The sequence below is a fragment of the Senegalimassilia sp. genome (genome assembly GCF_977052095.1).
On the sequence record NZ_CDRSTZ010000009.1, the window covers coordinates 23,753 to 36,985 of the forward strand.

The following is a 13,233-nucleotide window of genomic DNA, read 5'->3' on the forward strand; positions in this document are numbered from 1 at the left end:
GGCTTATCTCCCCGTGAATCCGACGATTTGCAGCAGCACCAGCGTATACAGCGCCAAGAACAGCAGCGAGCCGGTGGAGATGCCTACCCATTTCAGGACGGACGTCTTCGTTTTGTCGCCCTGCACGTCGTCTTCGATGGCGTCCCATGCGTCGTCGACGGTGACGATGCCCAGAAGCGCGCCGCGCTCGTCGACCACGGGCATGGCAGGCAGGTCATACTTGAAGATGTCGGCCGAAACGTCTTCCTCGGTTTCGTCGGGCGTTGCGGTGATGACGTCGTCGTACATGCACTGCGACATGGGCGTTTTGTCGTCGGTCAGCACCAGCGTGCGCAGCGAGCACACGCCCACCAGCTTGTCGTATTCGTCAAGCACGTAGACGAAGTGAACGGTGGGGTGGTCTTCAGGCAGTTCGCGCAAAACCTCGATGGCGTGCCCAACGGTGTCGGTGTCGCGCACGGACACGTATTGCGTGGTCATCATGCCGCCAGCCGTGCCGTCCTTGTATCCCAGAAGGCGGCGAATCTCAGCGGCGTCTTCCACGCCCATCAGGCGCAACAGCGTTTCGGCGCGCTCGTAGGACAGGTCGCGCACAATGTCGGCTGCGTCGTCGGGGTCCATGTTGCCCAGCACGTTTGCGGCCTGCTTGTTGTCCAAACTTTCGATGAAGTCGGACTGGTACTCGTCTTCCATCTCCGAAATGGCCTCGGTGGCCTGCGCATCGTCGAGGTGCTGGAACACGTTGGCGCGCTGCTGCGGGTCAAGCTGCTCCAGAATGTCGGCCACGTCGGCGGGGTGCAGCTCGTCAAGGCGCTTGTGCGTGACGGAAAGCTGCACTTCGGACAGGTCGCGGTCGAGCAGGTCCATGTAGTTCCACGCGATAATCTGCTCGTCGATTTTCTTGCCGAACAGCTTCGCCACGGAAACAACGGTGCGCTCAAGCCACGGCGCCAGGCCGCGCAGGATGCCGCGCACGCCCACTTCAGCGCCTAAAAGGCGCAGTTGAGAGCCGGAAACAGAAAGCTTCAGGTCGTTTACGCGTACGACTTTCAGGCCTTGCGTGTCCACAATCTGGCGGTTCATAAGGTCGCGCGCAAGCAGCACCTCGTCGGGCTGCAGATAGCTGAAGCGGATGTCGTGCGCCTCAACCTGCAGCGTGATGCCGTCGTCGTCGAATTCGTCGACGTACTTGCGCCACGAGATCATGAACGGGATTTTGCCCGGCCCCTGGAAGGCCAGGCTGGTGATACGCGGAAAAACCTCGCCCGTAGAGATGGCAAGGTCGGAAATGGTGCCGATTTTCTCACCGGTTGAGTCCACAACCGGCTTCCCCAGCATTTGAGAGAGATAGAGCATGTGATTTCCCTTACTGTCCATGCTCGCGTTCGGTAGAGTTTTCATCGTGCCCGCGATAGTACCGCCGCGGAATCTACGCGGCATCACGGGTGCGTAAAGACTCTGTCAAACGAGAGCGCGTTGCAGCCTGACCTTCGGCTGCCGGTAAGGGATGGCGTCGAAGGAAGGCTACATACTGTGAGGTTTCGGTTTTCGAACCTTCAACAGAATTCCTTTCCTTGGCCTACAAAACAAAAAACCGCATGTGCTCGATGGAGCCATTGCGGATTTCAAAGCTTAAAAATGGTGCGCCGTGAGGGATTCGAACCCCCGACGTACTGATTCGTAGTCAGTCCCTCTATCCAGCTGAGGTAACGGCGCACATTGTCAAGCGGCGCTGTTAAAAATGGTGCGCCGTGAGGGATTCGAACCCCCGACGTACTGATTCGTAGTCAGTCCCTCTATCCAGCTGAGGTAACGGCGCACGTTGAAACAGCAACGGTTATTATGCCTGTCGTTTGCCCCTAAGTCAACACCTAATTTCGTTAAATGAGAAAAATTTTTTTGGTTACCAGTTAAATTAGCAATGCAATAGAGCTTACTTGACGTGAAGAGGATGAGCAGGCATTGCGCGGCAAGGGGCTCGTAAACGCTTGCGACAAGGCAATCCGAAGGGGGATGCGATGTCATCAAACAGCGCTAGCTCGGAGAATATCAATAGCGAAAAGCCCAGTTCAGATGAGCCGAAAAACAACGATGAGGTTCCGCTTGCCGCACAGGACGAAGGCGTTTTGGAAGCATACCTGGACGTGCTGCTGAAAGACGACGTCACGCAGCCTTCTTTGGATGTTGGCGCGTTGCCGCAGCGAGCCTCTGAAGGAGAACGATCCCGCCTCTTCGCTGGTGTTCTCGTTCAGCTACGGGTGCTCCTTGACCGATCCGGCGCGCTTGCAAGCGCAGCCAGCTTGACCGCCTGACCGGGCTTTCCGTGGGAAGCTGGTTTCTTGACGACGCCAGGTCGTTTGTCAGGTGCGGAATGGGACAAGGGGACAGTCTCTTTGCCCCATTCCGCCACACCGTATGGGACAAAGAGACTGTCCCCTTGTCCCGTATATACGAGAAGAGCCCCTTGGCGGGGGCTCTTCTCGTTGGCGCGAGTGAGTGTCGCGTTTTGGTTAGTTGGTGCTGTTGGAGCCGGTGCCGGAGCCGCCGCCTGTGGAATTGGCACCAGAGCCGCCACCTGTGCTGGAGCCACCGCTGCCGCTGTTGTCGGAACCGCCGCCCGTGGACCCGCTGCCGGTGCTGATGACCAGGTGCACCGTCTTGCCGGGGTCAAGTTCGGATCCGCTTGAAGGCGTTTGGCTGATAACGCTGCCGGCGGAAACCGAAGTGCTGGCTTGGTATTCGGTGGTTACCTGGAAGCCGGAGTTGCTGAGCGTGGTGGTTGCGGCACCCTCAGACTGGCCCACAACATTCGGCACGCTGACGGCCTTGCTTTCCTTGCCCTTGCTGACCACGATGTTCACGGTGCCGTCTGCCTTCAGCTTGCTGCCGGATTCGGGCGTTTGGCTGATGACGACGCCCTCGGCGACGCTGTCGGAGTACTGCTCATCGTACGTGACGTAGAAGCCGGCGTTGTTCAGCGTGGTGGTAGCGGCACTGCGCGTTTGGCCGACCACGTTAGGCACGGAGGATCCTTCGGAACCAAGCGACAGGTAGTACGTGACCACAGTGTCCTTCGCAACCTTCGAACCGGCCTCAACGTTCTGGCGCACAACAAGGTCTTTGTCGACGGTGTCGGAGTATTCAGCGGCGCCGGCCTTGAACTTCAAGCCGTTTGCCTGCAAGAGTTTCTTAGCCTCATCTGCGGTTTTGCCCGTAAGGTCAGGCACTTCGATTTCCTGGGTTCCTTGCGAAACCGTCAAGTTGATGCTGGAGCCCTTGGCTTTCTTCGACTTGCCCATGGGGTCTTGGCTGATAACCTTGCCGGACTCCACCTTGTCGGAGTATTGCTGCTGCACGGTGCCAACCGTGAAGCCGGCCGACTGGATGGCGGATTTCGCCTCGTCAAGCGTTTGGCCCGTGACATCGGGAACTTCGATCTGCTCCTTGCTGTCGCCGCTTCCGCCAAGCGCGAACGCGCAGATGGCGATAAGCGCCACCACGGCAACCACGGCCGCAACAATGGCGGCGATTTTCTTCTTGTTGTTCTTCGGCGCAGTGTTGTCCGACATATACGAGTGGCTTTGACCGCTTTTGGACGTACCGTGCTGGTTGCCGCCGACTGCAGGCATAACCGCGGTGCCGTCGCCCATGGGGCTGATAGGCGGCACGTTGCTCATGACCTGCGTTTGCGCGCTGGTGAAGCCGCCGCCGAGCATAACGGGGCGACCGGCCAGGTAGTCGTTGAGCGCCGAGCGCATTTCCTTTGCGGTGGCGAAGCGCTCCATGGGGTTTTTCGCCATGGCCTTCATGATGATGGCCTCAAGCGACGGATCGATCTCGGGGTTCAGCTCGCGCGGAGGCACCGGCTCGTCCTGCACCTGCTTCATGGCAACGCTGACGGCGTCGGGGCCGTCGAACGGCAGCTTGCCCGTGGCGGATTCGTACAGCACGATGCCCAGCGAGTAGATGTCGCTGGTGGCGGTGAGTTCTTTGCCTTGTGCCTGTTCAGGCGAGATATAGTGTGCTGTGCCCAGCACGCTGGACGTTTGCTCTTTCGTGGAGTTCTTCGCACGCGCAATGCCGAAGTCCATGACCTTCACGTTGCCGTCGGGCTGCACCATGATGTTTTGCGGCTTGATGTCGCGGTGGATGATGTCAAGACCGTGAGCCACGGAAAGCGCCTGGCACACCTGGCTGCCGATTTCGGCGACTTTGCGCTGGTTGATGGCGCCGCGCTGGTTGATGGCGGTTTTCAGGTCGGAGCCGCGCACGTATTCCATGACAATGTAGTAGGTGCCTTCGTCCTGGCCCCAGTCGTACACGTTGACAATGTAGGGGCTTTGCAGGTTGGCAGCGCTTGCCGCTTCCTGCTTGAAGCGCTGGGTGAAGCTTTGGTCTGCGGCGTACTGGGGCAACATCACCTTTACTGCCACCATACGACCCAAGACGTTATCTTGCGCGCGGTACACCTCGGCCATGCCGCCGATGCCGATGCGCTCGGTTATTTGGTAGCGGTTGTTGAACACCCTGCCGATCATGTTTCCGGTCACGTTTAAACTCCTTTAGGTCACATGCTGGGCGGTATTTGCGTAACCCTCATAGTACCGCGCCGAGCACACTTTATCTATAACAGGCCCTGAACTTCCAAAGCAGTTTGCAAAATATCATGCGCTTTGATGGTGCCTTCGCTTTCTTCGCCATCTTCGATTACCACGGCAACCACGATGCTTGCGTCGTCGGCGGGAGCCATGCCTACGAACCACATGTCGTTGCCGTCGTTTTTCTCGGCGGTGCCGGTTTTGCCGGCCACGTCCACGCCGTCGATGCGCGCAGCGGTGCCGGTGCCGTTATTCACGACGCCCTTGAGCACCTCGCGCACGCGTTTTGCGGTTTCGGCGCTGATGGACGTGCGAAGCTTTTGCGGCTGCGCCGTAAAGCTGCGTTCGCCGTTGGCGTTGTAGATGCCGTCGACCAGGTACGGCGTCATTTGCACGCCGTCGTTGGCGATGGCGCTTCCCACCATGGCCATCTGCAGCACGGTGGCCTGCGGGCCGGCTGGGCTCTCGTGGTTCATGGGGTTGACGGGCACGCCGGCGGCGGCCCAGGCGGTTTCCCATTCGGTCATTTCGTTGGGATCTGCCATAAGCGACGTGTACATGACCAGCGGGAAGTCGAACGTTTGGTTGAACCCGAAGCGCTCGGCGCCTTCCACCAGCTTGTCGGCGCCCATCTGCACGCCTAGCTGGCCGTATACGGTGTTGGCGGACCACCAGGTGGCCTGCTCGAGCGTTTGCGTGCCGTAGCTCATGTGGTTGAAGTTCGACACGGACGCGTTTCCGATGTCGATGGTGCCCGGCGACGAGAACGTGGTGGACTCGTTGGCAACATCGTCCTCAAGCGTCGTGGACAACGTGACCATCTTGAACGTGGAGCCGGGGGCGTACAGGTTGCCCGTTGCGCGGTTGATAAGCGACGAGTCGGAGCTGTCGGCGTTCGCCGCGGCGATGACCTGCTCAAAGTTGGCGGCGTCGTAGGTCGGCGCGCTGGCCATGGCAAGGATGGCGCCCGTTTTCGGGTCCATGACCACGGCAGCGCCCTTCTTGCCGGCGATGGCGTCCTGCGCTGCCTGCTGGATCTTCGAGTTGATGGTGAGCGTCACGTCGTTGCCCGTCGTGCCGATGCCGGCCATGTCGTTGAGCACATCGGTCCAGGTGGCGAAGTTCTCCTGGCCTTTGAGCGTGTCGTTGTACGCGTCTTCGATGCCCGACGTGCCGTACTGCTGCGACACGTAGCCCACCACGTGGCTGGCCAGGTCGCCGGCAGGGTAGATGCGGCTGTAGCTGCCGTCGTCGTCAAGCACGCTGCGCGCCAGCACGATGCCGTCGTACGTGGAAATGGTGCCGCGCTCGCTTTTCGCTTCCTTGGCAAGCGTGTGGTTGTTGCCTGGCATGCTTTGGTAGGAATCGGCGTTCACCACCATGATCAGCGTCAGGTTCGCCACCAAAATGGCGAACAGCGCGCTGCAGAACAGCATGCTGTGCGTCAGGCGTTTGCCCAGGCTGATGCGGCCGAGCACGCTGTTGGAGTGCAGGCTGGACGTGGTGCCGTTCAGCATTTCGGACTCGATGCCCGTGGCCTCGTCGCCCGCGCGCAGCAGAAAGCCCACGATGATGAAGCTGCCCAGAAGCGACGAGCCGCCCTGGCTGATGAACGGAAGCGTTAGGCCCGTCAGCGGGATGACGCGCGTGACGCCGCCGACGATGATGAACGCCTGCAGCACGATCATGCTGGTCAGGCCCACGGCTACGAAGCTGGACACGTCGGACTTCGCGCGCGCGGCCGTCAGGAAGCCGCGGATGGCGAAGCACAGGAACAGCAGCAGCACGCCCGAGGCGCCCAGCAGGCCGATTTCCTCGGCGATGTCGGCGAAAATGAAGTCGCTTTCCACAACGGGGATGGCGCTGAACGCGTCGGTGCCGCCGGCAAGACCATTGCCCAGGCCCACGCCGAACAGGTCGCCGTCGGCAATGGAGTACAGCGCCTGGCACAGCTGGTAGCCGGTGTTCTGCGCATCGGCGAACGGGTCAAGCCACGTGTTCACGCGTACCTGCACGTGGCTGAAGGCCATGAAGGCCGCCACGCCGCCAATGGCCATAAGGCCCAGGCCGATGATCAGGTAAAACTTCTTGCCCGTGGCAACGTAGAGCATCAGCAGGAATACGAAGAAGAACACCATGGCGCTGCCGAGGTCCTTCTCGAAGACCACGATGAGCATGGCCACGCCCCACATAAGCAGCAGCGGCAGCAGCGAGCGGATGTCGGGCAGGCGGAAAGGCCCCATGCGCACGGTGAACACGGAGAGCAACTCGCGGTTTTCCGCCAGGTAGCTTGCCATGAACAGAACGATGACGATTTTCGCGATTTCGCCTGGTTGGAACGAGAAGCCGCCGATATGCAGCCAAATTTTGCTGCCGTAGATTTCTTGGCCCAGGCCCGGGATAAGCGGGCTGAGCAGCAAGATGATGCCCGCAAGCATGAGCGTGTATTTATAGTTGGCAACTTTGTCCAGGTTGCGGAACAAAAGCAGCACCGCAACCATGCAGCCAACGCCTACGAACAGCCACACCACCTGGCCTTGCGCCATGTTGGGCGCGTCGGTGAACGGGGCGATGCGCGTGATGAAGGCGATGCCGATGCCCGAAAGCGAGAACGCAAGCGGCAACAGCGCCGGGTCGGCGCCGGGGGCGAGCTTGCGCACGGCAAGATGCGCCACCACGAAAGCGGCGAAGATGCCGATGGGCACGCTCAGCGAATCGAAGTTGACCTGCTGGCCTTCGTTGATGGCGATCATCACGAACAGCAGGGCCACCACGGGAGCGGCCACCAACAGCAGGATGAGTTCTATGTTGCGACGGGACATGGCGGGCTATCCTTCCGCCTTGTTGTGCTGCGCCGCCTCGTCGCGGTACTGCTGCACCAGGTCGTTTGCGGCGTCAAGCGTGTCTACGCGAATGCCGTCTTGTAGGCGCGCGGCGGTGCCGGGCTGCAGGTCGGACACGTTCACGTCCGTTGTTTCCACCTGGCTGTGCAGCGGTACGCCGAACACGTCGGCGGGCACGCCGCTGTACACGGCAACCTTGCCGTTGTCGTTGCCCAGGTAGGCGGTGGTGTGCAGCCACGTGTGCACGCCCCAGGCCGTGCCGCCAAGGATGGCAAGCAGCAGGACGAACACCAGCGCCACGGACAGCTTCGTTTTGCGCGCCATCTTCTTGCGGCGCTTCTCGGCGAAGCCCGTGACATCGGCCACGATGACGGTGACGTTGTCGTGGCCGCCGGCGGCGATTGCCTCGTTGACCAGCTGCGATGCGCAACGTTGCGGGTCGCGTACGCGGCGCATGGTGACTTCGATCTGCTCGTCGCGAATCATGGACGACAAGCCGTCAGAGCACACCAGCAGCCTGTCGCCGGTTTCCACGTTGATCTCGTACATGTCGGGGCGCGTGTGCGGGTCGCTGCCAAGCGCGCGCGTAATGACGGAGCGCTGCGGATGGTGGCGCGCCTCTTCGGGCGTGAGCTGGCCGGCTTCGATCATGTCGGCCATCAAACTGTGGTCGCGTGTGAGTTGTTGGAGTTTCCCCTGGTGAAGCAGGTAGGCGCGTGAGTCGCCGACCTGCGCGATAAGCAGGCGCTCGTTCTCGAGCATGCAGGCGGTCATGGTGGTGCCCATGCCGTCGCGGCCGCGACCGTCGTGCGCGGCGCGGATGATTTCGCGATTCGCCTCTTCGACGGCGTGCTCGAGTACGGCTCCGTCAAGATCTTTCGGGGCGAATTCCGCCAGCACGTTCACGGCGATTTCCGATGCCACTTCGCCCGCTGCATGGCCGCCCATGCCGTCGGCGACGGCGAACAGCGGCGGCGTGACAATTAGGCTGTCTTCGTTGTGGTCGCGTACGCAGCCGACGTCGGTGCGGCTGCCGAACGTGGTGACGGCGCCTTTGCGGGTGCGTTGCGTGGACTTATAGGAACGCTGTTCACGTGCCATTATGAAAACCTCACACGAATGGCCACGTCGCCCACGTTAACGGTGTCGCCGCTACGCAGGGCGGTGGGCTCGGTAATAAATTGGCCGTTCACGGCCGTGCCGTTGGTGGAGCCAAGGTCCTCGACGAAGAGGTTTTGTCCCATCAGGCTGAAGCGGGCGTGCCTTCCCGACACATAGCCCGCGCCGATGACGATGTCTGCGCCGGGGTTGCGGCCCACGATGACCGGCCCGCGCACAACGATGGACACGCCGCGCAGCTCTTTCGGGCCGCGTTCGACCGAAAGGCTCCAGGTGCGCTCGCGCTTGCGCTGGCCGCGCACGGCGCCAATCCCCGTCTTCATGATGGCGAACAGGAACAGGTAAAGCAGCGCAACGAACAGCAGGCGGATAAGAAGTAGCGCGTAATCAATCACGGGGTGTCCTTCGCTTTTCCGTTATGCCAGGGTGAACACAAGGTCGGTGGTGCCGACGGAGATGTGGTCGCCCTCGTTGAGCGGCTGGCTTGCGATGGCGCGGCCGTTGACGTACGTGCCGTTCGTGGAGCCAAGATCGGTGATGATCCACATGCCCTGCGGGCTCAACGTGATTTCGGCGTGGTTGCGCGACACGTTGATGTCGGGGATGGTGATGGTGTTGTGCGATTCGCGGCCGAGCGAAACGCGGGCGCTGGCCAGGTCGAACGCGCGGTTCGCGGCCGTGTCGATCAAGCGAGCGTGGCCAGCTGCCTGATGCGGCTGCTGCAGGTCGGCCGGGTTGCCCGCGAACACGACGGTGTTGGCGGCAGCTGCCGGCTGGGGCGCGCCGTACTGCTGAGGCGCGGGCTGCGGGATGGCCTGCGGCTGGGGCGCGGCCTGTGCGGCAGCGTAACCGGCTGCGGCACCTGCGGCCGCCGCTCCGGCCATGGGCGCGGCGCCGAAGTCGGGCTGCGGCATGGGCGCGGGCGCGGGCTGGTAGCCCTGCGGCTCCCAGCCGTTGGAAGCGGGGGCTGCCTGCTGGACGGCCGGTTGCTGATAGCCCTGGTCGTACGGTTGCTCGTACTGGTTATAGTGCGGCTGCTCGTACGGGGCCTGCTCGAAGTGCTGCTCAGGCGCCATGGCGGCAGCCGAGCGGCCGAACTGCTGCGCAGGGTAGGCGGCCTCCGCGCCGTAGCCGTTGTTCGCCAGGCCGTAACGCTGCATTTCCTCGTTGCGCAGCTGCGCGATGATAGGCGCGGCCACGGCCTCGGCGATGACGTCGAACTTGCCGTGCTTGAGGCCCTCGTCCACGATAAAGCGCACGAGCGGCTGGCCGTCCATCATCAGGCCCTGCTCAGACGCCTTCGCGGCCAGGTACGTTTCCGTTTCGCCTGCAAGCGTGGGGTAGTAACCGAACAGGCGACGGTCGTCGTCGGGGTTCACCAACACGGTGTACAGCGTGGGCGCGTATTGCTTGCCGGCGCCGACCATCTTTTCGCGGCGCATCTGCTTTTCGGCTTTCTTAGCAATTTGAACAGGGGAAATGGGGGCGTCGAACATTTTGTCCGCAGTGCCCTCGAACGTATCCTCCATTTTGCCCTCGAACTTCGAGAAGATGCCCATTACCGCTCCTTGCAACGCTGTCTCATATATCGGCGGCGCGTGCCGCAAATTATCCGATGCTCCATCATGACACAATCATAATGGCTGCCCCAGGCCTTTTACGCAATCGTCATTTTATCGTAAGCGGAAAGTTGCCTGGTGCACGCCGGTGGCACGCCCGCTTGCGAATGGGGGGCAGGGAGGAAGGTAAAGGCAAGGCGAAGGCGTGGGCGTAGCCGATGGCGTTGGCGGGGTGAAGGGACGGCGAAGGCGGGGTGAAGGGGCTGACTCTCCATCGTGTTGCCGCTCGGGTCGGTGTGAAGCGAGCGGCGAAGGGACTGGCCTTCCTCCTTTCCTCTGTCCCATTAAAAAGCGGGGGGATAAAAGCGGCAGCGTTGCGCTCTTCGGAGCGGCGCAGGCGGTTCGGGAAAGCGTTCGCGCTTCTGCGCTTGGCAAGAAATCGGCATTTCTGTATCCCGATGCCCCCCGGACGCTCTCGTGGCAAGAAATCGGCATTTCTGTAGCGCGAAACCCTTTCCGGACTCCTGAAACCCTGCAGGAATCGGGGTTTCTTGCCAAAATGAGGATTTCTCGGCGGATCGGAGCTACAGAAACCCGTTTTTCTTGCCACGAGAGCGCGATTTTGGCATGCAGGATACAGGAATCTCGATTTCTTGCCAGATTTGGACTTCATGCGCCGAGGATTTTGGCGAAGCTGGCTTCACCAAAATCCGCGCTGGGTTATTCGGTTGGTTGCGCGTCTTCGACCATGCGCATGAGGTCTTGCTGGTTGTGCACGTCGCACTTGCGATAGATGTGGCGAATGTGGGTCTTCGCCGTGCCTTCGGAGATGTAGAGCTTCTCCTGGATGTAAGCGGCGTTGTGGCCCTTGGCCAGGAAGAACAGGATTTCCGTTTCCCGGCGCGACAGCAAAAACGTGTTGGCCACCGTCTCGCACTTGCCGCGGAAGCGCCCGCCGCCGCGCACGGCGTCGTTGCCGTTCGCGGGCTTTGCGGCCGGCTCCTGCGTAAGCGGCGCGCGGCTTACGGTGACGAAGGCGGTGCTGCTCGCAGGCATCGAACCGGCAGCGCTAGAAGCGGAAGCGCTATGCGTTTGCGCAGGTGAGGCGGTTGCAGAAGCTGTGGCACTGCTTGTTGCGGCGGTGTTGCCGGAAGCGCCTTCGCCGTTTTGCGCGGGCTGCTGGGCCTGGGCACTTGCGGTGCCTTCGAGCGCGGCAGGCGCATCGGGCGCAGCGTCGCTGGAGCTTGCGGCGTTTTCGGCCGCCGCCGAGGTGCCCGGCGTGTCCGATGCGGCTTCGGCGTTGTGCGCGTCGACGCGTTCTTCCTGATGGGAAGCGCCTTCGACGCTCGTGTTCTTGGCGCTCGTGGCCACATTGGCTGCCGCTTCCGGCGCCGCGCCCTGGCTAGCGGCTTGCGCACCAGCCTGCGCGTTGCCCGCCGCACCGGCACGCTCGCCGACGCGTTCGCGCTGGACGGCGTCCATGAACGAACGCGTCATGCCCTGGGCCTCGCCGCAGTTGCGCGCCTGGGCCACGCGGGCGGATTCCCTTTGGCTCTCAAAGCTTTCGGACACGGCCTTGACCAGCGGACACGGCGCCACAATGGCCTCGATCTCGCGCTCGCGCGGCAGCAGCGCGTAGGCGAACATGATGACCAGCAGCATCAGCAGTACCACGGTTTCGCCGCCAAACGGCAGGGCATGCACGTAGTTCACGGCAGCCACCGGCGCCAGCGTGCCGATCATGATGGCGAAGGCTAGGATGCCGCGGCCCAGGCCGAACACGAACACGGGCGACAGACGGAAGCGTTGCGACAGGTCGCCGAAGAAGATCCACATAAGCGACTCGAAGCACAGGAACCCAACCAGCAGAAACACGCTGGTCAGCATGTAGTTTTCCGTGCTGGCGAACGGGATGAAGAACATGGTGACGGCAACGAAGGGCACTAGCGGCTGGAAAAAGCGGCTCCAGCGGTCGCTGCCGCCCAGCGCCATGATGGTGATCAGCACGATGACGGTGGCGCACCCGGCGGCCAGCATCAGCATGGGCTGCGTGCCCACGCTGGGGTTCATGACCAGGTTCTGCAGGGAATTGCTGCGCAGCAGGCCCAGCGCAATGCCCAGCGCCAGCACCGGCATGCCGAAGCGTACGATGAACTTGCCGCGGTTGATGGGCAGCGGCTTGAAAATGGGGACATCGTTGCGTTTGAAGTACGCATCCGGCGTCTTCTTCCACAGAATGGCCAGCTCAAGCAGGGGAACCAGCGCAGTTGCCGTGCCGGAGATGGGGAAGGGCGCGTAATGCAGCACGCTGGCGAACAGCACGATGGAGATGGTGATGGCCACGGCGGTGTTCAGCACGATCGACGCGCTGTCGCAGCGAGCGAACGCCGTGCCCCAGTAGATGATGAGCGTGGCCGAACCGATGCCGGTCATGATGCCCGAAATCAGTTCGAACAGCGGGAACCCGGTGCTCGGCGGTGCCATAAGCAGAAACGTGCCCACGCACGACAGACATGCGCCTATGCACAGCAGGGTGCGGGTGGTGTAGGCCTTCAGGAAACGTTGGTTCGTCAGCGCCATGAATATGAGTGCGCAAACGTAAACGCATGAAGAAATAAGGTAAGGCAGCGATACGCTGCTGTTGTAGATGCCGTTGAACGTGTGCGCCGCGCCGAACACCGAAGCGGTGCCGAACATGGTCGCGAACACCCATGCTTGGTGCAGGCCGTAGCCCACCGACAGCATGCTGAGCTCTCCAAAGGCGCTTTCATCTCCGAAATCAGCCTTGAGCGTGATTCGAGGAACACGTACCCCCATACGCAAAACCCTCCTATTAAATTGCATCCTCTTCGACTCCCTATAATAGCGGGCGCAAAGGGGCAGTGGTATGAGGGAGCGGGGTAATTTTTGGGGTGAAAACGTCAAGGTAAGCGTTTCACCTGGGTATATGAAAAAATCATCCTCGGGGGATGATGGTGAGGACGCGGGCCGGAATCGGCTGAAATCGTTCGACTATTTCGTTCGAGCGCACTCATGGAGAACGCTCTAGAAGACGGCTTCGCATGCGCATCTCCGGCGTCTCTGCGCTGCCGCGGCGCTAGGCCGGCGGGCGGG

At 61.7% G+C, this 13,233-nt stretch carries 8 protein-coding genes and 2 tRNA genes; 1 reads left to right on the plus strand and 9 read right to left on the minus strand.

The window, feature by feature from the left end:
* Positions 1-3: 3 nt before the first annotated feature.
* From ACWI6D_RS03185 to ACWI6D_RS03195, 3 genes are all read right to left on the minus strand, one after another.
* Entirely contained in the window at positions 4-1,356 is a 1,353-nt protein-coding gene (locus tag ACWI6D_RS03185; protein ID WP_449133637.1) for a magnesium transporter, read from the minus strand.
* Positions 1,357-1,639: 283 nt separating this feature from the next.
* Positions 1,640-1,716: transfer RNA gene (locus tag ACWI6D_RS03190), tRNA-Arg, on the minus strand.
* Positions 1,717-1,742: 26 nt separating this feature from the next.
* Positions 1,743-1,819, minus strand: a tRNA-Arg gene (locus tag ACWI6D_RS03195).
* 199 nt (positions 1,820-2,018) lie between these two features.
* Between ACWI6D_RS03195 and ACWI6D_RS03200 the strand changes: the two genes are divergently transcribed.
* Entirely contained in the window at positions 2,019-2,312 is a 294-nt protein-coding gene (locus ACWI6D_RS03200) for a hypothetical protein (protein WP_449133638.1), read from the plus strand.
* Between the two features lie 198 nt (positions 2,313-2,510).
* On the opposite strand, the gene pknB is transcribed toward ACWI6D_RS03200, so the two are convergent.
* The 6 genes from pknB to ACWI6D_RS03230 all read right to left on the minus strand — a co-directional run bounded on the left by pknB (position 2,511) and on the right by ACWI6D_RS03230 (position 12,936).
* Positions 2,511-4,550: a Stk1 family PASTA domain-containing Ser/Thr kinase gene (gene pknB / locus ACWI6D_RS03205; RefSeq protein ID WP_337369381.1), complete on the minus strand. Its 2,040-nt coding sequence runs from the start codon at positions 4,548-4,550 to the stop codon at positions 2,511-2,513.
* 74 nt (positions 4,551-4,624) lie between these two features.
* Positions 4,625-7,420 (minus strand): FtsW/RodA/SpoVE family cell cycle protein, encoded by a 2,796-nt coding sequence (locus tag ACWI6D_RS03210; RefSeq protein WP_449133639.1) that lies wholly within the window; start codon positions 7,418-7,420, stop codon positions 4,625-4,627.
* A gap of 6 nt (positions 7,421-7,426) precedes the next feature.
* Positions 7,427-8,542 (minus strand): Stp1/IreP family PP2C-type Ser/Thr phosphatase, encoded by a 1,116-nt coding sequence (locus ACWI6D_RS03215; protein ID WP_449133640.1) that lies wholly within the window; start codon positions 8,540-8,542, stop codon positions 7,427-7,429.
* Positions 8,542-8,955 (minus strand): FHA domain-containing protein, encoded by a 414-nt coding sequence (locus tag ACWI6D_RS03220; RefSeq protein ID WP_129423450.1) that lies wholly within the window; start codon positions 8,953-8,955, stop codon positions 8,542-8,544. Before ACWI6D_RS03220 ends, ACWI6D_RS03215 begins: the two co-directional genes overlap by 1 nt.
* Before the next feature lie 21 nt (positions 8,956-8,976).
* Positions 8,977-10,119: an FhaA domain-containing protein gene (locus tag ACWI6D_RS03225; protein ID WP_449133641.1), complete on the minus strand. Its 1,143-nt coding sequence runs from the start codon at positions 10,117-10,119 to the stop codon at positions 8,977-8,979.
* Positions 10,120-10,839: 720 nt separating this feature from the next.
* A complete protein-coding gene (locus ACWI6D_RS03230) occupies positions 10,840-12,936 on the minus strand; it encodes a response regulator transcription factor (protein WP_449133642.1) in 2,097 nt (698 codons plus the stop codon).
* Positions 12,937-13,233: the final 297 nt, after the last annotated feature.